Source organism: Rhodococcus sp. P3_B8, assembly GCF_056402775.1.
On record NZ_JBFUGT010000005.1, the window covers coordinates 42415 to 67340 of the forward strand.

24 protein-coding genes are annotated in these 24926 nt (G+C 67.9%); 14 read left to right on the top strand and 10 right to left on the bottom strand.

Going from position 1 to position 24926, the window contains the following annotated elements:
- Window positions 1-9: 9 nt before the first annotated feature.
- The 3 genes from AC1D1G_RS04045 to AC1D1G_RS04055 all read right to left on the bottom strand — a co-directional run bounded on the left by AC1D1G_RS04045 (window position 10) and on the right by AC1D1G_RS04055 (window position 2733).
- A complete protein-coding gene (locus AC1D1G_RS04045) occupies window positions 10-624 on the bottom strand; it encodes a TetR/AcrR family transcriptional regulator (RefSeq protein ID WP_283330476.1) in 615 nt (204 codons plus the stop codon).
- Window positions 625-715: 91 nt separating this feature from the next.
- The gene (locus tag AC1D1G_RS04050; protein WP_283330475.1) at window positions 716-1516 is read right to left on the bottom strand and encodes an SDR family oxidoreductase; all 801 of its coding nucleotides are present in this window, start codon (window positions 1514-1516) and stop codon (window positions 716-718) included.
- Complete coding sequence (locus tag AC1D1G_RS04055; RefSeq protein ID WP_477951298.1) at window positions 1513-2733, bottom strand: acyl-CoA dehydrogenase family protein; 1221 nt, start codon at window positions 2731-2733, stop codon at window positions 1513-1515. Before AC1D1G_RS04055 ends, AC1D1G_RS04050 begins: the two co-directional genes overlap by 4 nt.
- Window positions 2734-2781: 48 nt before the next feature.
- Between AC1D1G_RS04055 and fadD3 the strand changes: the two genes are divergently transcribed.
- The 5 genes from fadD3 to AC1D1G_RS04080 are packed head-to-tail and all read left to right on the top strand — an operon-like array spanning window position 2782 to window position 8370.
- Window positions 2782-4329: a 3-[(3aS,4S,7aS)-7a-methyl-1,5-dioxo-octahydro-1H-inden-4-yl]propanoyl:CoA ligase gene (fadD3, locus tag AC1D1G_RS04060; RefSeq protein WP_477951300.1), complete on the top strand. Its 1548-nt coding sequence runs from the start codon at window positions 2782-2784 to the stop codon at window positions 4327-4329.
- Entirely contained in the window at window positions 4326-5198 is an 873-nt protein-coding gene (locus AC1D1G_RS04065) for an enoyl-CoA hydratase (RefSeq protein ID WP_283330472.1), read from the top strand. The genes fadD3 and AC1D1G_RS04065 overlap by 4 nt, the downstream gene beginning before the upstream one ends.
- Window positions 5199-6359: an acyl-CoA dehydrogenase family protein gene (locus AC1D1G_RS04070; RefSeq protein WP_477951302.1), complete on the top strand. Its 1161-nt coding sequence runs from the start codon at window positions 5199-5201 to the stop codon at window positions 6357-6359.
- Window positions 6356-7324, top strand: coding sequence for an acyl-CoA dehydrogenase family protein (locus tag AC1D1G_RS04075; RefSeq protein ID WP_477951303.1), 969 nt, complete (start codon window positions 6356-6358; stop codon window positions 7322-7324). The genes AC1D1G_RS04070 and AC1D1G_RS04075 overlap by 4 nt, the downstream gene beginning before the upstream one ends.
- Window positions 7321-8370, top strand: a complete 1050-nt coding sequence (locus tag AC1D1G_RS04080) for an acyl-CoA dehydrogenase family protein (protein ID WP_477951304.1) — start codon at window positions 7321-7323, stop codon at window positions 8368-8370. The genes AC1D1G_RS04075 and AC1D1G_RS04080 overlap by 4 nt, the downstream gene beginning before the upstream one ends.
- A 51-nt stretch (window positions 8371-8421) precedes the next feature.
- Here AC1D1G_RS04080 and AC1D1G_RS04085 read toward each other — a convergent pair whose 3' ends face one another.
- A complete protein-coding gene (locus AC1D1G_RS04085; protein ID WP_247252249.1) occupies window positions 8422-9234 on the bottom strand; it encodes an HAD family hydrolase in 813 nt (270 codons plus the stop codon).
- A 65-nt stretch (window positions 9235-9299) separates the two neighbouring features.
- On the opposite strand from AC1D1G_RS04085, the gene AC1D1G_RS04090 reads away from it, so the two are divergent.
- Complete coding sequence (locus AC1D1G_RS04090) at window positions 9300-10181, top strand: aldo/keto reductase (protein WP_025431798.1); 882 nt, start codon at window positions 9300-9302, stop codon at window positions 10179-10181.
- A gap of 68 nt (window positions 10182-10249) precedes the next feature.
- On the opposite strand, the gene AC1D1G_RS04095 is transcribed toward AC1D1G_RS04090, so the two are convergent.
- Window positions 10250-11425: a cytochrome P450 gene (locus AC1D1G_RS04095; protein WP_477951305.1), complete on the bottom strand. Its 1176-nt coding sequence runs from the start codon at window positions 11423-11425 to the stop codon at window positions 10250-10252.
- A gap of 141 nt (window positions 11426-11566) precedes the next feature.
- Here AC1D1G_RS04095 and AC1D1G_RS04100 point away from each other — a divergent pair, with 141 nt between their 5' ends.
- The 5 genes from AC1D1G_RS04100 (at window position 11567) to AC1D1G_RS04120 (ending at window position 17349) form a co-directional block, all read left to right on the top strand.
- Window positions 11567-12418: an SDR family oxidoreductase gene (locus AC1D1G_RS04100; protein ID WP_477951306.1), complete on the top strand. Its 852-nt coding sequence runs from the start codon at window positions 11567-11569 to the stop codon at window positions 12416-12418.
- Window positions 12415-13143, top strand: coding sequence for an acetoacetate decarboxylase family protein (locus tag AC1D1G_RS04105; RefSeq protein ID WP_283352936.1), 729 nt, complete (start codon window positions 12415-12417; stop codon window positions 13141-13143). The genes AC1D1G_RS04100 and AC1D1G_RS04105 overlap by 4 nt, the downstream gene beginning before the upstream one ends.
- A 155-nt stretch (window positions 13144-13298) precedes the next feature.
- On the top strand, window positions 13299-15329 hold the full coding sequence (locus AC1D1G_RS04110) for a neutral/alkaline ceramidase (RefSeq protein WP_477951307.1): 2031 nt from the start codon (window positions 13299-13301) through the stop codon (window positions 15327-15329).
- Window positions 15330-15476: 147 nt separating this feature from the next.
- A complete protein-coding gene (locus AC1D1G_RS04115) occupies window positions 15477-16325 on the top strand; it encodes an ACT domain-containing protein (RefSeq protein ID WP_477951308.1) in 849 nt (282 codons plus the stop codon).
- Between the two features lie 52 nt (window positions 16326-16377).
- On the top strand, window positions 16378-17349 hold the full coding sequence (locus tag AC1D1G_RS04120; protein WP_477951309.1) for a YVTN family beta-propeller repeat protein: 972 nt from the start codon (window positions 16378-16380) through the stop codon (window positions 17347-17349).
- Window positions 17350-17351: 2 nt separating this feature from the next.
- Here the strand turns inward: AC1D1G_RS04120 and AC1D1G_RS04125 are convergent, their stop codons facing one another.
- Window positions 17352-18551, bottom strand: coding sequence for an MFS transporter (locus AC1D1G_RS04125; protein ID WP_477951310.1), 1200 nt, complete (start codon window positions 18549-18551; stop codon window positions 17352-17354).
- Window positions 18552-18706: 155 nt separating this feature from the next.
- On the opposite strand from AC1D1G_RS04125, the gene AC1D1G_RS04130 reads away from it, so the two are divergent.
- Window positions 18707-19150, top strand: a complete 444-nt coding sequence (locus AC1D1G_RS04130) for a MarR family winged helix-turn-helix transcriptional regulator (RefSeq protein WP_283334854.1) — start codon at window positions 18707-18709, stop codon at window positions 19148-19150.
- 41 nt (window positions 19151-19191) lie between these two features.
- Here the strand turns inward: AC1D1G_RS04130 and thpD are convergent, their stop codons facing one another.
- From thpD to AC1D1G_RS04150, 4 genes are read right to left on the bottom strand one after another with little or no spacing between them, the layout of a single operon-like run.
- Window positions 19192-20106, bottom strand: a complete 915-nt coding sequence (gene thpD / locus AC1D1G_RS04135; RefSeq protein WP_477951311.1) for an ectoine hydroxylase — start codon at window positions 20104-20106, stop codon at window positions 19192-19194.
- Between the two features lie 36 nt (window positions 20107-20142).
- A complete protein-coding gene (locus AC1D1G_RS04140; protein ID WP_037241885.1) occupies window positions 20143-20820 on the bottom strand; it encodes a GntR family transcriptional regulator in 678 nt (225 codons plus the stop codon).
- On the bottom strand, window positions 20807-21547 hold the full coding sequence (locus AC1D1G_RS04145; RefSeq protein ID WP_477951312.1) for a maleate cis-trans isomerase family protein: 741 nt from the start codon (window positions 21545-21547) through the stop codon (window positions 20807-20809). The genes AC1D1G_RS04140 and AC1D1G_RS04145 overlap by 14 nt, the downstream gene beginning before the upstream one ends.
- A gap of 34 nt (window positions 21548-21581) precedes the next feature.
- Entirely contained in the window at window positions 21582-22322 is a 741-nt protein-coding gene (locus AC1D1G_RS04150) for a maleate cis-trans isomerase family protein (protein WP_037197713.1), read from the bottom strand.
- A gap of 83 nt (window positions 22323-22405) precedes the next feature.
- On the opposite strand from AC1D1G_RS04150, the gene AC1D1G_RS04155 reads away from it, so the two are divergent.
- Window positions 22406-23380, top strand: a complete 975-nt coding sequence (locus tag AC1D1G_RS04155; RefSeq protein ID WP_477951313.1) for a D-2-hydroxyacid dehydrogenase — start codon at window positions 22406-22408, stop codon at window positions 23378-23380.
- Window positions 23381-23416: 36 nt separating this feature from the next.
- Window positions 23417-24787 carry an amidase gene (locus tag AC1D1G_RS04160; RefSeq protein WP_477951314.1) on the top strand — a complete coding sequence of 457 codons (1371 nt, stop codon included), beginning with the start codon at window positions 23417-23419 and terminating at the stop codon, window positions 24785-24787.
- Window positions 24788-24926: the final 139 nt, after the last annotated feature.

The following is a 24926-nucleotide window of genomic DNA, read 5'->3' on the forward strand; positions in this document are numbered from 1 at the left end:
AACTCCTAGTCAGTGGTGGGGACTCGCAAGTCCGTCGAGGACGATCGAAAGGTATTGCTTGGCCACGGTGTCGACCGTGACGGAGCCACCGGGCCGGTACCAGCGGACGGCGACCCAGGCGGTGTCGCGGAGGAATCGAAAGGCGAGCTCGACGTCGATGTCGGACCGGAAGCTGCCGTCCTTCACACCCGCCTCGAGCACACCCATCCACAGCTCGCGGAATTCGGTGTTCAGTTCGGACAGGTACCCGAAACGCTCGTTGGCGACGAGGTGCTTCACCTCGTCCTGGTAGATCGCGACCGCGGAATGCGACGCGTCGATCGCCTCGTACGACGTGGTGACCAGTGCTTCGAGGGTCGCGCGACTGTCGAGTCCGGACGCGACGATCTCGCGGTACTTGCCGAACAGGTCGTCGAGGAAGCCCCGTAGAATCTCGTCGACCATCGACTCCTTCGAGTCGAAGTGGTGGTACAGGCTGCCCGACAGGATGCCCGCGGCGTCGGCGATGTCGCGCACGGTGGTGGCCCGCAGGCCGCGTTCGGCGAACAGGGTGGCCGCGATGTCGAGGAGTTCGGTCCGGCGTCCGGACTTGCCGGACGTGTCGTCGGCGGGGGGTGGCGTCATCGTCACATCCTATCAACCAAGCGCTTGTTAGGGCCTTCGGCCCCGTGCGCCTTTCTGGTTGCTGGAGCTACCAAAAAGGCGCACAGGGCGGCTACGCCCTCTGCGACGAGATCGACACGACCTCGCCGGTGAGGTAGGTCGTGTAGTCGCTGGCGAGCATGGCGATGGTGGCGGCGATTTCCCACACCTCGGCGGCGCGGCCGAACGCCTCGTCGGACGCCAGCTTGTCGAGGAGTTCTTCGCTGGTCACCTTCGCGAGGAAGGCGTGCCGCGCGATGGACGGCGCGACGGCGTTGATCCGGACGCCGTACTCGGCGGCCTCGATCGCGCTGCACCGGGTCAGCGCCATGACGCCGGCCTTCGCGGCCGCGTAGTGCGCCTGCGAGTGCTGCGCCCGCCACCCGAGGACGGACGCGTTGTTGACCAGTACGCCGTTGTGCGGGGCCTCCTTGAAGTAGCGCAGTGCGGCGCGGGTGGCCCGGAACGTTCCGTTCAGCGTGATGTCGAGGACGCGGTCCCACTCCTCGTCCGTCATGTCGACGAGCGGGGTCTCGCCGCCGAGTCCGGCGTTGTTGACGAGCACGTCGATCCTGCCGAGTCGTTCGGCGGCGCCGGCGATCAAGGCGTCCACCTGTTCCGTACTGGACACGTCACACGTCAGCGCCTCGACCGCCTGCCCGGGGAACTCGGCGGCCAGTTTCTCCTTGGTCTCGAGGAGGCGACGCTCGTGCCAGTCGGACACCAGCACGTCGGCGCCCTCGAGCAGGGCGCGTCGCGCGGACGCGAATCCGATGCCGGTGCCCGCCGCGGCGGTGACGACGACCTTCTTGCCTTTCAGCAGGTCGTGGCCCGGAGTCTCGACGGGCGCGGTGGCGAGCGGAGCAGTAGTCATGAACGGGCCTCTCGGGGAAGTCCGAGCACGCGCTCGGAGATGATGTTGCGCTGGATCTCGTTGGATCCGCCGTAGATCGTGTCGGCGCGGGTGAAGAGGAAGAGCCTCTGCCAGTCGCCCAGTTCCAGATGTTCGGGGTCCGTGACGACGGACGACGGATCGGCCGGGGCGAGCAGCGACGCCGCGCCCTGCACTTCCATGGCCAGCTGTCCGAGGTCGCGGTGCCAGTTGGCCCAGAGCAGCTTCGCGACGGACGCCTCCGCGCCGGAGGTCCCGGCGTCGACCGCTTCCAGGGTGCGCAGGGCGTGTGCCCGCATCACCCGCAGCCCGACCCACGCGCGGGCGATCTTCTCGCGGATGCTGGGGTCGGTCGCCGCACCGTTGGCCTTCGCGAGGTCGACGACGCCCTGCAGTTCGCGGGCGAAACCGATCTGCTGCCCGAGCGTGGACACGCCGCGCTCGAAGGTGAGCAGACCCATCGCGACCCGCCAGCCGTCGCCGGGCTCCCCGACCACCAGATCCGCGTCGGTGACGGCGTCGTCGAAGAACACCTCGTTGAACTCGGACGTGCCGGTCAACTGCTGGATGGGCCGGACCGTGACGCCGGGCTGGTCGAGCGGGACGAGCAGGAAGCTCAGGCCCTGGTGCCGCTTGGATCCCGGTTCGGTACGGCAGACGACGAACGCCCACTGGGCGACGTGCGCGAGGGACGTCCACACCTTCTGCCCGTTGATCACCCACTTGTCGCCGTCGAGGCGCGCGGTGGTGGACACGTTCGCGAGGTCGGAACCGGCGCCCGGCTCGGAATAGCCCTGCGCCCACAGTTCGGTCACGGTGTTGATGCCGGGAAGGAAGCGACGCTTCTGTTCCTCGGTGCCGAACGCGATGAGCGTCGGGCCGAGCAGTTCCTCGCCGACGTGGCTGACCCGCGCCGGCGCCCCCGACGTCGCGTACTCCTGATGGAACACCACCTGCTGCGCCAGGGTGGCTCCGCGCCCGCCGTGCTCCTTCGGCCAGCCGAGGCAGGTCCATCCCGCCGCGGCGAGATGACGGTCCCACGCGAGCCGTTCCTCGAAGAACTCGTGCTCGCTGCCGGGGCCACCCTTGCCTTTCAGCCGGGCGAAGTCGCCGGTGAGGTTCTCGTTCAGCCACGTCCTGACGGTCTGCGCAAAGTCGTCGTCGGTGATCAGCCCGTCCGGGCTCTCGCTCTGGTCCACGTCTGTAAGATAACCTACCAAGCACTTGCTAGGTAGGTAGGGAGCCCAGTGACCGAACAACCGACAACCACCCCGTCCGCCCTGAATCGGGCCGCACGCGAATTCGGCGAGCTCACAGCCGTGGCGGACGGCGACGTCCGTCTGACCTTCACACAACTGCACGACCGTGTCCGCGATTTCGCCGCCGCACTCAGCTCACAGGACGTGCGGCCCGGCGATCACGTCGCGGTGTGGTCGCCCAACACGTATCACTGGGTGGTCGCGGCGCTCGGCATCCACTACGCCGGTGCGACTCTCGTCCCGATCAACACCCGGTACACGGCCACCGAGGCCCTCGACATTCTCGAGCGCACCAAGACCACCGCACTGGTGGTCGCGGGCAAATTCCTCGGCACCGACCGGTACGCGTTGCTGCGCGACGAGTCGAGCACCCTCGACCTGCCGACCGTCGTCCGGGTTCCGGTCGACGGCGGCGACGCCGAGGTTCCCGGCGTCTTCGACTTCGACGACTTCCTCGCCCTCGCCGACGAGGACACGCGCGCCGAGGCCGACGCCCGAGCGGCCGCCGTCTCCCCCGACGACGTCTCCGACGTCATGTTCACGTCGGGCACGACGGGCCGCAGCAAGGGCGTGATGAGTGCGCACCGGCAGTCGGTGGGCATCGCGCAGGCGTGGGGCGAGTGCGCCGAGGTGACCTCCGACGACAACTACCTGATCATCAATCCGTTCTTCCACACCTTCGGGTACAAGGCGGGGTTCCTGGTGTGCCTGCTGAACGGGGCGACGGTAGTGCCGATGGCGGTGTTCGACGTGCCGAAGGTGATGGCGACCGTGCACGACGAGCAGATCACCGTGCTCCCCGGCGCCCCCACGATCTTCCAGTCGATCCTCGACCACCCCGACCGCCCGAAGTACGACCTGTCCAGCCTGCGGGTCGCGATCACGGGCGCGGCCGCGGTTCCGGTCGCACTGGTCGAACGGATGCAGTCGGAGCTGAGCTTCGACGCCGTCCTCACCGCCTACGGCCAGACGGAGGCGGTGGTGGTCACGATGTGCCGGACCGACGACGACCCGGTGACCGTGTCGACGACGTCGGGTCGCGCCATCCCCGGGATGGAGGTCCGGATCGGCGACCAGGGCGAGATCCTGGTGCGCGGCGAGAACGTGATGCTCGGTTACCTCGACGACCCCGAATCGACCGCCAAGACCATCGATGCGGACGGCTGGCTGCACACCGGCGACGTCGGCACCCTGGACGACCGCGGTTACGTCGACATCACCGACCGCCTCAAGGACATGTACATCTCCGGCGGTTTCAACGTGTATCCCGCTGAGGTGGAGAACGCTCTTGCCCGACTCGACGCCGTCGCGGAGTCTGCCGTCATCGGTGTACCCGACCAGCGGATGGGCGAGGTCGGGCGGGCCTACGTGGTCGCCAAGCCAGGCTCGACGCTCGCCGAGGACGACGTGGTCGCGTTCTGCAAGGAGCGACTCGCCAACTTCAAGGTGCCCCTGTCGGTGCGCTTCGTCGACTCCCTCCCCCGGAATCCCTCCGGGAAGGTCATGAAAAACGTTCTGCGTGAGGAGAAGAAATGACGGTTCCGGACGAGGGTGACGTCGTCACCTACGAGGTGCGTGACGGTGTCGCAGTCGTGACGCTCAACCGCCCCGACTACCGCAACGCCCAGAACTCGGTGATGACGTACGCCCTCGACGCCGCGTTCGAGCGCGCGGTCGAGGACGACGACGTGAAGGTAATCGTCCTCGCAGGCAACGGGAAGCACTTCAGCGCCGGGCACGACATCGGGACCCCGGGCCGGGACCATCACGTGCACTACGACAACAAGGCCGTCATGTGGTGGGACCACGTCGACAAGCCGGGTGGGGACCAGCGGTTCGCCCGCGAGATGGAGGTCTACCTCGGGATGTGCCGTCGCTGGCGCGAGATCCCGAAGCCGACCATCGCGATGATCCAGGGCGCGTGCATCGCCGGCGGCCTGATGCTGGCGTGGGTGTGCGACCTCATCGTGGCTTCGGACGACGCGTTCTTCTCCGATCCGGTCGTACGTATGGGCATTCCGGGGGTCGAGTACTTCGCGCACCCGTGGATGCTCGGACCGCGGTTCGCGAAGGAAATCCTCTTCACCGGCGACCGGTTCACCGCGCAGCGCGCGTACGAGGTGGGCATGGTCAACCGCGTCGTGCCCCGCGAGGACCTGGAGCAGGAGACCCTCGCCATCGCCGGACGCATCGCCGCCATGCCCCGGTTCGGGCTCGCGCTCACCAAGAAGGCCGTCAACCAGTGCGAGGACCAGATGGGCATGCGGAACGGCATGGACTCCGTCTTCGGCCTCCACCACTTCGCGCACGCGCACAACGCCGAGATCGACACCGATCCGCTCGGCGGCATGGATGCCAAGTCGATGGCGGCCAGTGCGCGCAACTCGAACGAAGGGGCGAAGTAAGTGGATCTCGAGTTCGACGACGCCACCGTCGCCTTCCGCGAGGAGGTGCGAACCTTCCTGCGCGACAACGTTCCCGCCGAACCGCTGCCGTCGATGGACACCGCGGAGGGTTTCGAAGCGCACCGCGAGTGGGAACGCACTCTCGCCGACGCCCGGCTGTCGGTGGTGTCGTGGCCGGAGGAACTGGGCGGACGGGACGCGTCGCTGCTGGAATGGGTGGTGTTCGAGGAGGAGTACTACCGATCGGGTGCGCCCGGACGCGTCAGCCAGAACGGCATCTTCCTGCTCGCCCCGACACTGTTCGAGCACGCGAACGCCGAGCAGTTGGCCCGCATCATGCCGCGGATGGCCCGCGCCGACGACATCTGGGCGCAGGCCTGGTCGGAGCCGGAGTCGGGTAGCGACCTCGCGTCGCTCCGTTCCACCGCCCGGCGCGTCGACGGCGGCTGGGTGCTGAACGGGCAGAAGACGTGGAGTTCGCGGGCGAGCTTCGCGGACTGGGGCTTCGGACTGTTCCGGTCCGACCCGGACGCCCAGCGACACAAGGGCATCACCTACTTCATGTTCGACCTGCGCTCGAAGGGTGTCACCGTGCGCCCGATCGATCAGCTGGACGGTGAACCCGGTTTCGCGGAAATCTTCCTCGAGGACGTCTTCGTCCCGGACGACCCCGCGAACCCCGGCGAGTCCGGAGTGATCGGCGGCGTGAACGAGGGCTGGCGCGTGGCGATGAGCACCGCGTCCAACGAACGCGGACTGTCGCTGCGCAGCCCGGGCCGTTTCCTCGCGACCGTCGACCGGCTGGTCGAACTGTTCCGGGACAGCGGCCGCACCGACGACACGGCCCTGCGGAACAAGGTCGCCGACGCCTGGATCGGTGCCCGCGCCTACCAGCTGAACACGTTCGGCACCGTCACCCGGCTCGCCGATGGCGGGCAGCTGGGCGCCGAATCGTCGATCAACAAGGTGTTCTGGTCGGAATGGGACATCGCCACCCACGAGACCGCACTCGAACTGCAGGGCGCCTCGGCGGAGCTCGCGGACAACTGGATGGACGGTTACCTGTTCTCCCTGTCCGGCCCGATCTATGCCGGCACCAACGAGATTCAGAAGAACGTGATCGCCGAGCGGCTGCTCGGCCTACCGAAGGCGGATCGATGAGATTCACACTCGACTCCTCCCATCAGGACTTCGCGTCCAGCATCGACGCGCTGCTGTCGAAGGCGGACATGCCGGCGGTGATCCGGTCGTGGAACACCGGCGACACGGGTCCGGGCATGAAGGTGTGGCAGCGCCTCGCCGAGACCGGCGTCAACGGACTGCTCATCGCGGATGAGCACGACGGCCTGGGTGCCGACGCCGTCGACCTCGTCGTGGCCGTCGAACAACTCGGACGCCATGCCGTTCCCGGTCCGGTGGCCGAAACCGTCGCGGTCGCACCCGCCCTACTCGCGCAGGTGGCCCCGGACCGGTTGGCCGCGTTGGCTTCCGGTTCGCTCGCCACGGTCGCGGCCGCACCGCACGTCCCGTTCGCCGTCGATGCCGACTCGGCCGACCTCGTCCTGCTCGTCGACGGCGCCACGGTGAGCCTCGGAAACGCCGGGGCGGTGCAGACCTCGGTGGATCAGTCGCGACGGCTGTTCCCACTGACCGCCGGCGACGCCCTCGGCGACGCCGACTTCGCGCCCGCGTTCGATCTCGGCGCCCTGGCCACCGCCGCCCAACTGCAGGGACTCGGACAGACCCTGCTGGACGTGACCACCGACTACGCCAAGCAGCGCAAGCAGTTCGGCAAGGTGATCGGACAGTTCCAGGCCATCAAACATCACCTGGCCGAGGTCGCGGTCGGGCTGGAGATGTCGCGGCCGCTGCTGCACGGTGCGGCCATGTCGGTGCGGGACGGGTCCGTCGACAGTTCCCGGGACGTCTCGGCGGCGAAGGTCGCGTGCGGGGATGCCGCGTACCGGGCGGCGCGGGTGGCGCTGCAGGTGCACGGCGCCATCGGCTACACCCAGGAACACGACCTGTCGCTGTGGCTCACCAAGGTCCGGGCACTGGTCACCGCCTGGGGCACGCCGGCGTTCCACCGCGGCCGCGTCGTCGACTCGCTCGTGGAGGCGTCATGAGTTTCGACAACGAGGAGCGGACGGCGCTCCGGTCGTCGGTCCGGGATCTGCTGGGCAAGCATTCCGACTCGGCCGCCGTCCGCCGGGCGATCACCACCGACCACGGCTACGACGACGCCCTGTGGTCGAAGCTGTGCGAGCAGATCGGCGTCGCCGCGTTGGCCGTTCCGGAGAAATACGACGGAGTGGGGGCCTCGCTGCTGGAAGTGCATGTGGTGCAAGAAGAACTGGGCCGCACGCTGACGCCGTCACCGATGCTGGGCAGCGCCGTGCTGGCCGCGCAGGCGCTGGTGCTGTCGGGGGACGACGACGCGTGCGCCCGACTGCTGCCCGGCATCGCGGCGGGTTCGGTGGCCGCGCTGTGCTGGGCAGGTGCGGGCGGCTGGTCCGGATTCGGGGTCACCGCGTCGGGCGAGACGCTGTCGGGGACGGCGTCGTACGTGCTCGGCGGTGACGTCGCGGACGTGCTGCTGGTTCTCACGTCCGAAGGCCTGTTCGAGGTGGACCCGTCGGCGGACGGCGTGACGCGTCGTCGCGTCCCGGCGATGGACCCGACGCGTCCGCTGTCGGAGGTCGTGTTCGACGGGGTCGCGGCGCGGAGGCTCGTCTCCCCCACCGACCTCGTCGGCCAGGTGCGCACGGTCGCACTGGTCGCGTTGTCGGCGGAACAGGTGGGTGCGGCGTCCGCGGCGCTGGAGCAGACGGTCGAGTACGCGAAGTCGCGAAAGCAGTTCGGCCGGGCAATCGGGTCGTTCCAGGCGCTCAAACACCGCATGGCCGACATGTACGCCCTCGTCGAGACGGCCCGCTCCATGTCGTACGCCGCGGCGCTGTCGGGGACGCACGAGGACGCCGTCATCGCGAAGGTGTACTGCTCGGAGGCACTGCAGCACGTCGCGGCGGAGGCCATCCAGTTGCACGGCGGCATCGCGATCACGTGGGAACACGACGCGCAGCTGTACTTCAAAYGTGCACACGGGAGTGCACAGCTGTTCGGGCAGCCGCGGGAGTACCTGCCCGAGCTCGCCTCGGCGGCCGGACTGTAGGCGGCTTCGCCGCCCGTGCGCCTTTCTGGTAGCTGGAACAACCAAAAAGGCTCACGGGCGCAGCCCCTCCAGGTAGCTGGCGACCCCGTCTTCGTCGTTGCTGGGCAGGACGTGGTCGGCGAGGGCGAGGACTTCCGGCAGCGCGTTGGACGGGCAGAGAGCCGTGCCTGCCCACGTCAGCATCGGGACGTCGTTGATGGCGTCCCCGGCCACGGCGACCTCCTCCGTCGAGATCCCGTCGACCGCGCACAGCTCGGCGAGCGCGCTCGCCTTGGACACGCCGGACGCCGCCATCTCGACGTACGGCGCGCCGGAGTGCGTCAGTTCGACGCCGTCGACGCCGGCCGCCACCGCCGCCCGGTACAGCTCCGCGCTGGGAACCTCGGGGTGCCGGGCGACGATCTTCACCATCGGCTCGTCGATGTCCGGCAGCAGTTCCGACAGCATCATCTCGTGCGGGTGCCGGTGGTGGTCGGCGAACTCGCACAAGGCCGCGTACGCCGGTTCGGCGACGAAGCGCGTCGGGCCGATGTTCGCGAACACGACACCGGGCATCAACGTCCGCACTCGGTCCATCGCCGCCGCAGCCGACGCCATCGCGATGGTCGTCGTCGCCGTGATCACCGGGGTTCCGTCGGCCAGGTCGAGGACCACCGCCCCGTTCGCGCAGATCGCCTTGCCCCGGAATCCGCACGACTGCGCCAGCTCGTGCACCGAGTGCCGGGCGCGGGCCGTTGCCCACACCACCTCGACCCCCGACAGTCGCGCATCTTCCATGGCCTGCGCGGTGCGAGGGGAGATCGTGCGGTCCGACCGCAGCAGGGTGCCGTCGAGGTCCGTCGCCAACAGCCGAATTTGCGTCACCTCCGCATGATGCCAGGCAGCGCATGTACCCTCACGACCCCACCACAGTCGATAGCCTGGACAGCATGAGTCCTCGAGTACCCAGCATCGTGCTGAATTCCGGAACCATCCTCCCGCAGCTCGGCCTGGGAGTCTGGCAGGCGGACAACGACGAGACCGAACACGCCGTCGGGTTCGCCCTGGACGAGGCGGGCTACCGGCACATCGACACCGCCGCCGCATACGGCAATGAGGAAGGGGTGGGCCGTGGCATCGCGAACTCGGGTGTCGCCCGCGAAGACATTTTTCTCACCACCAAGTTGTGGAACGCCGATCAGGGTTACGAGCCGGCGTTGAAGGCGTTCGACGCCAGCCTCGGACGTCTCGGCGTCGACTATGTCGACCTGTACCTGATCCATTGGCCGCTGCAGGACGACGACCGCATCCTCCGCACGTGGGATGCGCTGGAGAAGATCGCCGAGTCGGGTCGCGCGAAGGCGATCGGTGTGTGCAATTTCGAACCGCGTCACCTGCAGTTGCTGATCGACCGGGGCGGCGTCGTTCCGGCGGTCGATCAGGTGGAGTTGCATCCGCATCTGGCGCAGCAGGAGATCCGGACGTTCGCCGTCGACCACGGCATCGCCGTCGAATCGTGGAGCCCGCTCGGCGGCACCAGCAATTCGGGGTGGGGCGACAACTCGAAGCCGAACACGCTGCTCACCGACCCGATCATCACCCGCATCGGCGACCGGCACAGCAAGAGCCCGGCCCAGGTGCTGATCCGCTGGCATCTGCAGAGCGGGCTGATCGTCATCCCCAAGTCGGTCCACGAGTCGCGGATCCGCGAGAACATCGACGTGTTCGATTTCGAGCTCAGCGAGCAGGACCTCAGCGAGATCGAAACGATGGACGACGGCGTCCGCGTCGGAGCCCACCCGGACGAGTTGAACATCGGCGCACCGGAGTAGGCGGCTCCGCCACCCGTGCGCCTTTTTGGTTGCTGGAACAGCCAAAAAGGCGCACGGGCGCGGAGCGCCTAGAGCTTCACCGGCATCTCCTCGAGCCCGGACACGAAGTTGGCGGGACGACGCCGCAGTGGGCCGTCGTCGACGAGCACCATGTCCGGCAGCCGCGACAGCAGTTGCTCGAACATGATCTTCGCTTCGAGCCGGGCGAGTTGGTTACCGAGGCAGAAGTGGGTGCCGAAACCGAATGCGACGTGCGGGTTCGGCGACCGTTCGATGTCGAACACCTCGGGATGCTCGAACACCGCCTCGTCGAAGTTGGCGGATTCGAACAGCAGCATCATCTTCTCGCCCTCGCACAGGTCGGTTCCGAAGAATTCGACGTCGCGGGTAACGGTGCGGCACATGTTCTTGATCGGCGACGACCAGCGCAGCATCTCCTCGACCGCCGCCGGGATGCCGTCCGGGTCGTTCACGAGCCGCTGTTGCTGGTCGGGGTGCCGCAGCAGTTGTTCCATGCCGCCGCTGAGAACGTGCCGGGTGGTCTCGTCGCCGCCGATCAGGATCAGCAGGGTTTCGCCGACGATGTCCGGGTCGCTGAGCCGGTGACCGTCGATCTCGCTGTGCACGAGGATGCTGGTGAGGTCGTCCGTCGGATTCTGCCGCCGCTCCGCGATGGTGCGTAGCGTGAATTCGTTGAATGCCAGGTACGCGTTGGCCTGGGCCTGGAGTTCCTCCGGGGTGGCGTTGCTGCCGAGGGCGTTCATCAGGTCGTCGGACCAGTGCAGGAACGTGTCGCGTTCCTCGGGCCGCACGCCGAGCATGTCACCGACGACGGCCATGGGGAGCGGCGCCGCCAGATCGCGCACGAAGTCCACTTCGTCCTTGTCACACGCGGCGTCGATGAGGTGATCGCAGATCTCCCGGATCCGGTCGGTCTTCGCTTCCACCTGTTTACGGGTGAAGCCGGCGTTGACGAGGCGACGGTGTTGCAGGTGCTGCGGGTCATCCATGTCGATCATCTGCGGCAGCGGGCCCACCCCGGGGCGGATTCCGCCCGCGTTCGAGAACAACTCCGGGTCGCGTTCGGCCGCCAGGACGGCCTCGTACGACGCGGCGCCGAGAATTCCGTCCGCGCGATACACCGGTTCGTGGGCGCGCATCCATGCGTAGGCCTCCCGCGGGTCGCCGAGTTCGCCCGAGTAGAACCGTCCGTCGATCAGATCGAAATCCGGCCTGTTCGTCATCGAGGTACTCCTCCGCATTGAATCCCGCCGATCGTGCCCCGATAATAGAACGTGTTCCTACTATGACGCAGTGGTATAGCGGCAAGTTTCACAGATCCTCGGCTCGATAATTGACACGAGTTCTATTACCTGGAGGTGTACGTGGTTACCAACGACGGCAGCAGCGGGCTCGCGAAGACGTCCGTACTCGTCACCGGCGGCGGCAGTGGCATCGGACTGGGCGTCGCCACCGCCCTCGCGGCCGACGGCGTCCACGTCACGATCTGCGGTCGCAACGAGGAGAAACTGGTACGCGCAGCGGAGCAGATCACCGCCRGTGATCCCGCGGGGACCGTCGACACGGTCACCGCCGACGTCACGAACGAGGACGACATCATCCGCGCGGTCGCCACAGCGGCCGGGCGCACCGGGCAGCTCGACGGCGTCGTCACGTGCGCAGGCGGGAACGAAACGGTGGGACCCGTGACCCAACTCGACGTGGACGCGTGGCGGCGGACCGTGGACCTGAACGTCACCGGCACCATGCTGACGATCAAGCATTCCGCGCGGGCGCTCGTCGCCGGGGGCGGCGGTTCCATCGTCACAATCTCCTCGATCGCGAGCAGCAACACGCACCGCTGGTTCGGCGCATACGGTCCGTCCAAGGCAGGTGTCGACAACCTGACGCAACTCGCCGCCGACGAACTCGGGGCGAGCAACGTCCGCGTCAACTGCATCCGCCCCGGACTGACCCGCACCGACCTCGTCGCGCTCATCACCGACGGCGGACCCGTCCTGGACGACTACCTGGCCAACACCCCGATCGCACGGGTCGGCGAGGTCACCGACATCGCCGCGCTCGCCAAGTTCCTCCTCGGCCCCGACTCCACCTGGATCACGGGGCAGATCATCAACGTCGACGGCGGCCAGATGTTGCGTCGCGGACCCGACTTCACGTCGATGTTCGAGCCCATGTTCGGCGCCGACGGTCTGCGCGGGGTGGTCGCGCCGTGACGTCGCATCAGATTCTCGGTAAGCAGGTCGACATGCCCGTGGAGATCCGGGCCGCGTCGGCGTTCATGGCGATGTATTCGGTGCCGACCGCCGCCGCCCAGTCGCTGATCGACTACACCGGCCTCGAGATCCTGCAGTTCCGGCCGGGACGTGGCATCTGCGTCCTCGTGTTCGTCGACTACGTGGACGGCGATCTCGGCCCGTACAACGAATTCGGGGTGGCGTTCCTCGTCCGCGACCACCGGGCCGACAGCACCTCGGTCCCCCAGGACCTGAAGGCGCTGGCCCGGGGCCGGGCGGGTGCGCTGATTCATCAGCTGCCCGTCGACGGCGACTTCACTCTGGCCGCCGGCCGCGGCATCTGGGGCTTCCCGAAGTTCCTGGCCGATTTCGATGTCGACCACACCGGTTCCGTCAGGCGCGGTTCGGTGAGCGAGGGCGGGCGGCTGATCGCCCAGTTGAGCGTCAAACCGGGTATTGCGGTGCCGGGTTCGGGCGCAGGCACGTCGCTCGCCGCCTATTCGCACCTCGACGGGCTCACCCGGTTCACCACTTGGGACATGAACCCGACCGGGATCCGCTCCCGGCCCGGAGGCGCGGAGCTGAAACTGGGCAGCCACCCGATCGCGGACGAACTGCGGTCGCTGGGACTTCCGAAACGGGCGCTCGTCACGTCCTCGATCCCCGAATTGAAGATGACGTTCGGGGACGCGCAGCCGATCTGACCGCACGTGAGTGGCGAAGTGTGCGCGGGCACACTTCGCCACTCACGTGGGGGTTGCGCCGATTACCGAACTGGGGTCCAATACCGGCGACGCTTCTGGACGCTTGACCAATTCGTGGCGCCCCAGAGGGACGACCGCCGAAAGGACGATCGATAGTGCAGATCAGACGACGCAGCGTGCTCGCGGGGGCGGCCCTGACTCCGGCGCTCGCCGCGCTCGGCTCCGGGACGGCGGCCGCCAATCCCGACCAGAACTCCGAATTCCTCGTCGGCGTCGGCATTTCCGACGCCACCGGGCCGGTCGCCGACGTCGGGATGATGGGGTACTCCAGCTTCGAGCAGCGCGCCGAGGGACTGCATCAGCGGACCCGTGCGCGGGCGTTCGTGTTCGCCGAGTCCGGCCGGCAGCGCGTGGTCTACGTGTGCGTCGACGTGTGCATGATCTTCCAGTCCGTGCACGACGCCGTGCTGGCTCGGCTCGCGGAACTCCACGGCGACCTGTACACCGAGCGGAACGTCATGCTCACGGCGGTGCACTCCCACGCGGCGTGCGGCGGCGCGTCCCACGACTACGCCTACAACCTCGCCGTGCTCGGCCACAACCGTCAGGTGTTCGACGCCGAGGTCGGTGGCATCGCCGAGGCGATCACCGCCGCGCACGATTCCCTCGCCCCCGGTTCGGTGTCGTACGGCCGCAGCGAACTCACCGATGCCAGCGTCAACCGTTCGCGGATCGCCTTCGACCGCAACCCCGCCGAGGACCGGGACTACTACCCCCTGGGCATCGACACCTCGATGCGGGTCCTGCGAATCACGCAGGGCGGCAGAGACGTCGGGGCGATCAACTGGTTCCCGACCCACGGCGCTTCGCTCACCAACACGAACCATCTGATCTCCGGTGACAACAAGGGCGCGGCCGCCTACTTCTGGGAGCACGACCACGAGGGTGTCCGTTACCTCGACGACCAGAAGCCTCATTTCGTCGCCGCGTTCCCGCAGACGAACACCGGCGACATGTCCCCCAACCTCGACCTCCGGCCCGGCCACGGACCCACCGACGACGAGTTCGAGAACACCCGCATCATCGGGCAGCGGCAGGTCGCGGCCGCACGCACGGCGTGGGAGTCGGCGTCGGAGACCCTCACCGGCGGTGTGGACAGCCGAATCATGTACCTCGACATGGCGAATCAGGAGGTCGGCGGCGAATTCACCCCCGACGGCCGCACCTACCGGACGTCCCCCGCGTGTGTCGGGGCCGCCATGAGCGCGGGCAGCACCGAGGACGGTCCGGCCATCCCGATCTTCCCGGAAGGCACCACCAACCCGCTCGTCGACGCACTCGGCGGGATGGACGCGCCGATCCCGCAGTGGCTGCAGGACGCGCAAGCACCGAAACTCGTGCTCGTGGCCGTCGGTCTGCTGCCACCCGACGGGTGGGTTCCGCACGTGCTGAAGATTCAGATCATCCGCATCGGCGACGTGTATGTCGTGGGCGGCCCGGCGGAATTCACGATCGTGTCCGGGCTGCGGATCCGCCGCACCGTCGCCGACAGACTCGGTGTGCCGCTGGAGAACGTGATCTTCCAGGGTTACGCGAACTCGTACGCGAGTTACTGCACCACCCCGCAGGAGTACGACGCGCAGCAGTACGAGGGCGGCTCGACCCTCTTCGGCCGCTACACGCTGCCCGCGTACCAGCAGGGATTCGCGGCGCTCGCCGACGCTGTGCGCACCGGCAACGACATTCCCCGCGGCCCGGCGCCCCGTGACCTGTCGCAGTTCCAGCCGTACGTCGGTCCGGGCGTCGACCGCGACGAACCACCGGCAGGCCGCGTCTTCGGCGACGTACTGACCCAACCTGCCGCGAAAGTGTCTGCGGGCGAACAGATCGCGGTCGAGTTCGTCACCGGCCACCCCCGGAACGACCCGCGCCGGCGTGGCACGTTCCTCGAGATCCAGCGCCGCGGCGGCGGCGACTGGGTGCGTCACGCCGACGACGGCGACTGGTCGACCAAGTTCCGCTGGACGCGCACCGGGGCGAACCGGTCTGTCGCGCAGATCACGTGGGACGTCCCGGCCGGAACTCCCGCCGGGCGCTACCGTGTGCAGCACTTCGGCAACAGCCGCGACGCGGCAGGCACGATCACCGCGTTCACCGGGACGTCGAACGAATTCGAGGTCGGATAGCTCTCGACGTGCCCCCGATCACACGCGGCGACGCGGTGTCTCGCCCACCACATCGGCGTTGCACCCCAACGTATTTCACGACCATCCGTCACACCACCGACCGTGCGATGAAACTGCCCGGCAATACGTCGGGACGACAGTGGGTGCATGAACGATGCCGAGAGAGAACCCGGAGTTCATGTCAACGCGTGCGAGGCGTGCGGTCGGCTTCCGCACCCCCGCCGTCTCCGTCTGGCGCTTGCGAAACTGTGCGCCGTCTTTCCCGTCGAACTAGGGCTTCATGCCTTGGTCATTCATTTCCACGTCTCCTATCTGATGACCGTCACGGTCCTGACCGTCAGCACCACGGTGCTGGTGATCTGGGTGGTGGAGCCGTCGGCGATGAGACTGCTCGGCGGCTGGCTGCACGGTCCGCCCGACGGCAGGCACGGCCATCTCTCGACCGGACAGTCACTCTGGCGTATCCGTGTCCGGGTGAACGACCAACCGGGACAGCTCGAGTCGCTGGCCCGCAACCTCGCGAAGCTGGATGCCAACATCCTGACCGTGCACGTCCATCACCTGGACGGCGGTTCGCTCGACGAGTTGATCGTCGGGGCGGGCCGGGAGACGTCACCGGAGGCGCTGTCGCATGCCGTCCGGGCCGGAGGCGGCCGCAGTGTGGGCATCTGGCCGGCTTCGGCGCTCGCGCTCATCGACGGCCAGACGAAGGCGCTGACGTTGGCGTCGCGGGTGGCGGCCGATCCGTCCGAACTGCCCCTGTCGATCGCGGAGCTGCTCGGCGCCCAGTATGTCGATTCGCTCGTGAGCGACCATCCGACCACGGCGGCGTCGGTCGCGATCCCGTCGGGCGAGGGTGAGCCGCTCGTCTTCGTGCGGCCGGTGGACGAGCCGTTCACGCCGGCCGAGATCGCCCGCGCTCGCCGCCTCAGCGAGCTGGCGCAGCGAACCCGCGAGACCGCGAACTCGGGGGGACTCGCCGACCCTGCCACGTGATCTTGCGGACATCCCCGACTACAGCCTGGGTGCGGGAGACACTACGACGGTGATGTTCGCCCGCACTTCGACTGTCCTGACGATCGGCGTCGCCACGCTCGGCCTCCTGGCCACCACCGCCGGTGCGGCGCCGACGTACGCCGTCATCGCCACCGTTCCCGTCGGGTTGACGCCGATGCAGGTGGCGGTCGCACCCAGCGGCGCCGTCACATACGCCACGAACTCCGGGGCCAACAGCGTGTCCGTCATCGACACCGCAACGAACGCCGTCACCGCCACCGTCCCGGTGGGCGGCGGACCCACCGGGATCGCCGTCACCCCGAACGGTGCGCGGGTGTTCGTCGTGAACACCGCCGACCGGACGGTGTCCGTGATCGACACCGCCACCAATACGGTGGCGGCCACGATCCCGGTCGGCGAATTCGCCTTGGCGGTCGCGGTTTCCGCCGACGGTGCCCACGCCTACGTCACCAACGGCGTCGAGAGCACCGTCTCCGTGATCGACACCGCCACGAACACGGTGACCGCCACGGTTCCGGTCGGCGCCTTCCCCATCCAGCTCGCGGCCAACGGCACGCACGTGTACGTCACCAACTCCTCCGACAACACGGTGACGGTGATCGACACGGCCACGACGAGTGTCGTCGACACGATTCCCGTCGCCTCCCACCCCAGTGCCGTGACGGCCACGAACGACCGGGCCTACGTGCGGAGCGGCGCGGAAATGTCGGTGATCGACGCGACCACCAACACGGTGACCGCCACGTTCGGCGTCGACGGGACGATGGGCGGTGCCGCGGTGACCGGGGACGGACACACGCTGTACGTCGTCGACTCCGAGGGCGGCGCCGTCACGGTGTTCGATCCGGGCACCAACGCCGAGGTGACGTCGCTCGCCGTCGGCGACAGTGCCGGTGGCGTCGCGGTCTCCGCCGACGGCGCGAAGGCCTACGCCACCAGCCAGAACGACAACACGATCGCCACCCTCACGCGCGCACCGGGCGACGCGACGCCGCCGCGCTGACACTAGACCGACACCACCGCCGGATCCTCCTCCACCGACTGATCTTTCGACCGCCGGTCGACTGCGGTGGCGAGGACGAGAACGGCGAGCGCACCGACGGTCAGCGCGGCACCCATCCAGATCGGGGACGTGAAGCCGAGTCCCGCGGCGATGGTGATGCCGCCGAGCCAGGCCCCGAGTGCATTGCCCACGTTGAAGGCGGCGATGTTCGCGCCGGACGCCATCGTCGGCGCCTGTGCCGCGTAGTTCATGATCCGCATCTGCAGCCCGGGGACGGTCGCGAAACCGAAGGCGCCCATGAAGAACAGGGCCACGATCGTCATCGGCTTGCTCCCCGCGGTGAGCGCGAACACGACGAGCACGACGGTGAGCACGGCGAGGATCGTGATCAGCGTGCGGGTGAGCGCCTTGTCGGCGGCACGTCCACCGAGAACGTTGCCGACGAACAGACCGCCGCCGAAGAGCACGAGGAGCCAGGGGACGCTGGTCGACGCGAATCCGCCGACCTCGGTGAGGGTGAACGCGATGTACGTGAACGCACCGAACATGCCGCCGAATCCGAGGATGGTGACGGCGATCGAGAACCACACCTGCGGAGACCGGAACGCCCGCAGTTCGGTACGCAGACCGCCGGATTCCGGTGCGTCCGCCGGACGGGACACGGACGGCACCAGCGTTGCGATGCCGATCAACGCCACGACGCCGATGACGGTGATGGCCCAGAACGTGGAACGCCAGCCGAACTGCTGGCCGAGGAACGTGCCGAACGGGACGCCGAGAACGTTGGCGATGGTCAGTCCAGCGAACATCGTCGCGATCGCGCCTGCCCGCTTGCTCGCGGGCACGAGGTCGGCGGCGAGGACCGAGCCGATGCCGAAGAACGCGCCGTGGCACAGGGCTGCGAGGACGCGTCCGCCCATCATGACCTCGTACGTCGGGGCCAGCGCCGACAGCAGATTGCCGCCGATGAACAGCACCATCAGCGCCTGGAGCACACGTTTGCGGTCGAAGCGGGTGACGGCTGCGGTGATGACGATCGCCCCGATGGCGACGGAGAGGGCGTAGCCGGAGATGAGGTAGCCGGCCACCGACTCGCTTACCTGGAAATCGGCCGACACCTCCGGCAGCAACCCCATGATGACGAATTCGGTGAGACCGATCCCGAAGCCGCCCATTGCGAGGGCGAGCAGACCCAGTGGCATCGCAGCCACTCCTTTCGTACAGACTGGGAGATAAGAGCGCTAGCTCGAATACCGCGTCTGCATTAGTTGCAGGCGCGCCATAAATAGTTGCACACGCCTGATATGTGCGCAAGCTGGTATTCTGGCCTGGCAGTCGTATCCACAGGAGGTGGGCAATGGCAGTCGCCGACGACGCCGTCGAGATCCGGTCGAAGGGATGGCGCACGCTCGCGGCCCTGCACGGGCTGCTCGAGGCGGAGCTCGAGCGTGCCCTGCAGCGCGGGCACGATCTCTCGGTGGTCGAGTACACGGTGCTCGACGCCCTCGGCCGTCAGGACGGCTGGCACATGCGCATGGCGCAACTCGCCCGCGCGGCGGCGCTGAGCAGCAGCGCCACCACCAGGCTGGTGAACCGTCTGGAGAACCGCGGACTGCTCACCCGCATTCTGTGCGACGACGACCGCCGCGGCATCTACACCGAGCTCACACCGGCCGGGCGGGCGGCGCTGGACGAGGCCCGTCCCACCCACGACGCCACACTGGAAGCGGCGCTCGACCGGGCCGCCGACATTCCCGAGCTCGCCCACCTCGCCCGAGCCCTGCACGAGGTCCCCGCATAGGTGAGTGGCAAGGCGTGCCGGAGCACTCCTTGCCACTCACGTCAGGACAGCGGAGTGAAGTCGCGTGACGCGATGTACTCCGGCCGCGGACGCGCCGCGGCGAACGGCTCGACGAGGGTGTTCTCGACGCTGTTGAACACGAGGAACAGGTTCGACCGCGGGTAGGGCGTGATGTTGTTCCCCGACCCGTGCATGAGGTTCGAGTCGAACCACAGCGCGGTTCCTGCGGCACCGGTGAACTGGTCGATCCCGAACTCCGCCGCCATCCGCGTCACGTCCTCCCGACGCGGAACCCCGACCTCTTGCGAGACGAGGGACGACGTGTAGTTGTCGTCGGGGGTGGCGCCGACGCACTGGACGAATCGCTTGTGCGAACCGGGCATCACCATCAACGACCCGTTGAACGGGTAGTTCTCGGTGAGCGTGATCGAGCAGCTGACGGCCCGCGGGACGGGAAGACCGTCCTCGGCGTGCCAGGTCTCGAAGTCCGAGTGCCAGTAGAAACCGGTGCCCTTGAAACCGGGCATCGAGTTGATCCGGCTCTGATGGATGTAGACGTCGGAGCCGAGGAGTTGTCGCGCGCGGTCGAGGATCCTGCCGTCGCGGATCAGCTCGGCAACCACGTCACCGCGCCGGTGCACGTCGAAGACGGAACGAACCTCGTCGGTGCCGCGTTCGCAGATGACGCGCCCACTGTCACGCATCGCGGGGTCCCGGGACAGCCGGTCGAGTTCCTCCCGGCACGACATCACTTCGCTCGCGTTCAGGAAATTGTCGATGATGGTGAAGCCGCGTGACTCGTGTCCGGCGAGGGCCGACGAATCGAACGGCCCGTCGGCGGGTCTGCCCCACACGGCGGGTTCGCTTCGTTGGAGCATCGACGGCTCGGCGGCGATCCGAGTCGGGTAGCGATCGTGGCGGTTGGTGTCTCCCTGAACCTCAGCTACCTGAGTCATTGTCCCTCCTCGGCACTTACCTCTGCTTCTCCGTCGCTACGACGACAGAGTCTTCTGATCGGCGCGGAGCCGCTGGACGGCGTCGTCCAGGTGTTCGGCGAGCAGTTTCTGCACCTCTCCAGCTGTACCCGACCGGATCGCCTCGCGCAGGGTGGCATGTTCCTGCGCCTGCTCGCGGATGTCGTCGTAGGTGGTCTGCAACGCACCCAGGCACATCCGGGTCTCGATCAGCAGCGTCCTCGCCGCCCGAATGAGCCGCGGGCTCTCCGAACTCTCCACCAGGATCTGATGGAACTGCTGGTCGGCGTCCGAGACGGCGGCGGCGTCGCCGCGTTCGGCCGCGGCCTGCATCACGAGCACGGTGGGTTCGAGCGCCAGGTAGGTGGCTTCCCGGCGGCCGTCGTCGAGAATCATCTCGAGCGCCCCGCGCTCGATGACCGAGCGGCTGCGGTACACGTCGACGACGTCGTCGAGGGTCAGTTCCGTCACGAAGATCCCGCGGTGACGGATGCTGTGCAGTATGCCCTCGGACACGAGTCTCTGCATGGCTTCGCGCAGCGGCCCGCGCGAGACCTGGAAGTGCGCGGCCAGTTCCGCCTCGCCCAGCTGTGCACCCGGTTCGAGCGCACCCTTCATGATGGCGACCCGCAGGCGGTCCGCGATGAATTCGGCAGTCGATTGACGACTGACGGGTTCCAGGTCAGTCAGAGCCATGACTGTGGCCTTTCTCGAACAAGGTTCCTAACGACGGGTGCACCGCCGTGTGGCCCGCAAGACGCAGGCCTTCCCAGATGGTCACCTGGTTTGCCGTGAGGACCGCCTTGCCGAGGCGCTGCTCGAGAGTACTCAGCGCACCCAGCGTCCTCATGGCCGTGTCGGGGATGAGCAGGGCTTCGGCGTCCGGGTGGTCGTTCTCCACCGCGAGTTCCACCACGGATTCCGGGCTGAGCAGACCGACCTCGGCCGCGGTGTCGATTCCCGCACTCGACATCGACAGCACCTCGATACCGGCGGCGGCGAGGAACTCGACGAACAGCTTCGCGACGTCCTCCGGGTAGCTCGCGGCCACCGCGACGCGGGTGATCCCCAGCGCGTGCAGGGCGTGGACGAACGCGAAACTGGTGCTGGACGTGGGCACACCGGTGGCCGCGGCGAGCGTCTCGGCCTGCTGCTTCGCCCCGTCGGGACCGTAGACGAAGCTGCCCGAGGTGCACGCCCACACGACGGCGTCCGGCTTCTCCTCGGCGAGGAGTGCGGCCCCGCCTGCGAGCTTCTCGGGGCTCCCGAGGTCGAGCAGTTCGGGCACGGCGTGCAGGTCGGTGCCGTAGATGTGCACGACCGGCAGATCCACTCCGAGCATCTCCGCGGCGAAGGGGTAGTCGTCCTCGGCGGCGTGATCGGGGTAGATGAATCCCACAGTGGGGGTCGGCGTGCTCGTCATACGTTCTCCTCTTTTCCGTGTCGTGAGGGTGATGTCAGAAGACGTTGCGGAGCCACTTGCCGGGGCCTGTCATGGGGAGTTTCATCCGGCCGAGACAGGCCCAGATCGTGAGCTGGTTGGCGGTGAGGACCGGTTTGCCGAGCTCCTGCTCGAGCGGGGCGATGACGTCGTAGGTCGGCAGATTCGTACAGCTGACGAAGATCGCCTCCGACCTGGGGTCGTCCGCGGCGATGATCCGCTCGGCGATCGTGCGGTAGTTGACCTTCCAGATGCCACCGCCGAGCCCGAGATGATCGGAGCGCACCACCTCGGTGCCCGCCTCGTGGAGGAACGCGTGCAGCCGTTCGGTCAGCGGGGCGTCGTACGGCGTGATCACCGACAGCCTGCTCAGCTCGAGGTGTTCGATCGCCTCGACCAGCGCACCGGACGTGGTGATCGCGTGCTGGGCGCCGGCCTCGCAGATCGCGTCGCACAGGGTTCGCTCGTATTCGAGGCCCTTGATGAAACTTCCCGACGTGCACAGATAGGCCACGACCTCGGGCTCGACGTGCAGGACGTCGCGCGTCGCCGCCATGAGGTGTCTTCGCTCGGACACGAGTTCGGCCATCTCCAGGCTGACGGGCACGGGTTCGTACGGCGTGCGCGCCAGATGGAGGCTCACCTCGAGGGGAGCCCATCGCCACAGTTCTCGTTCGAGCGCCAGGTCGAACGGGGCGATGATGCCGATTCCCCGTTGCGCGATAGGCCCCTCGAATTCGGGAATGTTCAGTTCCAACACCAGGCCTCACCTTCGTTTCGGCCGCGCCCGAGCATTATCAGATTGTTGACAATCATACGAGTTACTCATACGGTGTCAACGTGAGTCGGAACCCGATCGTCGCGGTGCTACATGCCCACGTCCTGCCGAGCGACGAACTCATGGCACCCGTCGCGACCCGTGCCGAAGTTCGCTACACCGGCAAGGCGGGGCTGAGCGACGCCCTCGACGGCGCGGACGTGCTGTTCCTCTACGACTTCCTCACCGACGCGGTGCCGGGAGCCTGGCACGCCGCCGGTTCCCTGCAGTGGCTGCACATCGCCGCGGCGGGCGTCGACCCCGTGATGTTCCCCGAGGCCCGCGACAGCGACGTCACGATCACCAACTCACGGGGCGTGTTCGACGGGGCGATCGCCGAGTACGTGCTCGCCCAGATCCTCTCGTTCGCGAAGGATCTGCCGGGCTCGCTGCGCCTGCAGCAGTCCCACACGTGGCAGCACCGCGAATCCGAGCGGATCGCGGGCCGCACCGCCCTGATCGTCGGCACCGGTCCCATCGGCCGCGCGATCGCACGACTTCTCCGCGCAGCGGGCATGAAGGTCAGCGGGTCGGGCCGCACCGCACGCAACGCCGACCCCGACTTCGGAACGGTTTCCGCAACGGAGGATCTCCCGGAGCAGCTCGCCGTCGCCGATTACGTGATCGCGGTGGCACCGCTCACCGAGCAGACCCGCCACCTGTTCCGCGACTCGACGTTCGCCGCGATGAAGCCGGGAGCCCGGTTCGTGAACGTCGGACGCGGTGAGCTCGTCCGCACCGACGACCTCGTCGCCGCGCTCCGGGCGGGGACGATCGCGGGCGCCGCGCTCGACGTGTTCGACACGGAACCGCTCCCCGCAGGCCATCCACTCTGGGACATGCCGAACGTCTCGATCACGCCCCACAATTCGGGCGACTTCGCCGGCTGGCGAGATGACCTCGTAACCGTGTTCACCGACAATTTCGAACGCTGGGTTGCGGGGTCCCCGCTCGAGAACGTAGTTGACAAGCACCTCGGGTACGTACCGAGCCGATGAAGACAGGGCCCGAACGTCCAGGCTGAAGGAGTTCTCATGAATCCCACCGACATGACCGCCGTCGAACTGGTCACGGCCTACTCGTCCGGAGAACTTTCGCCGGTGGAAGCGACGCAGGCGATGCTCGACGCCATCACCGAGCGTGACCGCACCATCAATTCCTACTGCCTCGTCGACGAGGAGCGAGCCCTCGCGCAGGCCCGGAAATCCGAGGAGCGCTGGACCACCGGTTACTCCAAGGGGCTGCTCGACGGCGTGCCGATCTCGATCAAGGACATCTTCCTCACCGACGGCTGGCCGACACTCCGGGGTTCACAGGCCGTCGACGAGGACCAGCCGTGGAACGTCGACAGTCCCGTGGCCGCCCGGCTTCGCGAGGACGGGATGGTGTTCCTCGGCAAGACCACGACCCCCGAGATCGCGTGGAAGGCCGTGACCGACAGTGCCCTGTGCGGGATCACCCGCAACCCGGCGGACCCGACCAAGACGGCCGGCGGATCTTCGGGCGGCAGCGCCGCCGCGGTCGCGGCGGGTCTCGGTCCCTGCTCCGTCGGCACGGACGGCGGCGGCAGTGTGCGCATCCCCGCCTCGTTCTGCGGCGTCGTCGGGTTCAAACCCACCCACGGTCGCATCCCGCTGTTCCCGGCGAGCCCGTTCGGACCGCTGGCGCATGCCGGCCCCCTCACCCGCACGGTCGAGGATGCGGCACTGCTGATGGACATCCTGTCGCTGCCCGACCCGCGCGACCCGACATCGCTCGCCCCGTTCCCGACCACCTTCCGCGGCGAGATCGGCCGCGATGTGGTCGGACTCGGCGTCGCGTACTCCCCCACGCTCGGCTATGTGACCGTCGATCCGGAGGTCCGGGCGATCGTCGACCGAGCCGTGCAGGCCCTCGACGCCGCGGGTCTACCGGTCACCGCCGCCGACCCCGGCTTCAGCGATCCGATCGAGGCCTTCGAACTGCTGTGGGCAGCCGGCGCCGCGGCCATGCTGAAGAACTTCCCGGAGGGTGCGCGCGACAAGGTCGACCCGGGGCTCGGCAAGGTCTGGGAACGGGGCGAGAAGTTCAGCGCCGTCGACTATCTCGATGCTCGCGCGGTCGCCGCGGACATCGGCATCAGGATGGGCAGATTCCACCTGACGCACAACGTCCTGCTCACACCCACCGTCCCGATTCCGGCTTTCGAGGCCGGTTACGACGTGCCGCCGGGCAGCGATCTCTCGAGCTGGCCGCAGTGGACCCCGTTCACCTACCCGTTCAACCTGACGCAGCAGCCGGCGATCAGCATCCCCGTCGGCCGCACCGCAGCGGGTCTGCCGGTGGGTCTGCAGATCATCGGCCCCCGCCACTCGGACGACCTGGTACTCGCGGTCGCGCGATACGCGGAGCACGTCCTCGGCTAGGTCGGCCGAAAAGCACACGGTTCGCTCGTCATCCGAGGATGATCAGCAGTAGGCCCGGTGCTGTGCGAACGTCTGCGCTGCTGCCCGGGTGACAGTTGCCTGACAGGGATTTTCGGGGTCGGGGAGAGCCCGGGAGAGT

What these genes read in the sequence shown, in the direction of transcription:
- AC1D1G_RS04045 (WP_283330476.1), bottom strand. Translation starts at nt 624, where the DNA reads ATGACGCCACCCCCCGCCGACGACACGTCCGGCAAGTCCGGACGCCGG.
- AC1D1G_RS04050 (WP_283330475.1), bottom strand. Translation starts at nt 1,516, where the DNA reads ATGACTACTGCTCCGCTCGCCACCGCGCCCGTCGAGACTCCGGGCCAC.
- AC1D1G_RS04065 (WP_283330472.1), top strand. Translation starts at nt 4,326, where the DNA reads ATGACGGTTCCGGACGAGGGTGACGTCGTCACCTACGAGGTGCGTGAC.
- AC1D1G_RS04075 (WP_477951303.1), top strand. Translation starts at nt 6,356, where the DNA reads ATGAGATTCACACTCGACTCCTCCCATCAGGACTTCGCGTCCAGCATC.
- AC1D1G_RS04090 (WP_025431798.1), top strand. Translation starts at nt 9,300, where the DNA reads ATGAGTCCTCGAGTACCCAGCATCGTGCTGAATTCCGGAACCATCCTC.
- AC1D1G_RS04095 (WP_477951305.1), bottom strand. Translation starts at nt 11,425, where the DNA reads ATGACGAACAGGCCGGATTTCGATCTGATCGACGGACGGTTCTACTCG.
- AC1D1G_RS04115 (WP_477951308.1), top strand. Translation starts at nt 15,477, where the DNA reads ATGAACGATGCCGAGAGAGAACCCGGAGTTCATGTCAACGCGTGCGAG.
- AC1D1G_RS04120 (WP_477951309.1), top strand. Translation starts at nt 16,378, where the DNA reads ATGTTCGCCCGCACTTCGACTGTCCTGACGATCGGCGTCGCCACGCTC.
- AC1D1G_RS04125 (WP_477951310.1), bottom strand. Translation starts at nt 18,551, where the DNA reads ATGCCACTGGGTCTGCTCGCCCTCGCAATGGGCGGCTTCGGGATCGGT.
- AC1D1G_RS04130 (WP_283334854.1), top strand. Translation starts at nt 18,707, where the DNA reads ATGGCAGTCGCCGACGACGCCGTCGAGATCCGGTCGAAGGGATGGCGC.
- thpD (WP_477951311.1), bottom strand. Translation starts at nt 20,106, where the DNA reads ATGACTCAGGTAGCTGAGGTTCAGGGAGACACCAACCGCCACGATCGC.
- AC1D1G_RS04140 (WP_037241885.1), bottom strand. Translation starts at nt 20,820, where the DNA reads ATGGCTCTGACTGACCTGGAACCCGTCAGTCGTCAATCGACTGCCGAA.
- AC1D1G_RS04145 (WP_477951312.1), bottom strand. Translation starts at nt 21,547, where the DNA reads ATGACGAGCACGCCGACCCCCACTGTGGGATTCATCTACCCCGATCAC.
- AC1D1G_RS04160 (WP_477951314.1), top strand. Translation starts at nt 23,417, where the DNA reads ATGAATCCCACCGACATGACCGCCGTCGAACTGGTCACGGCCTACTCG.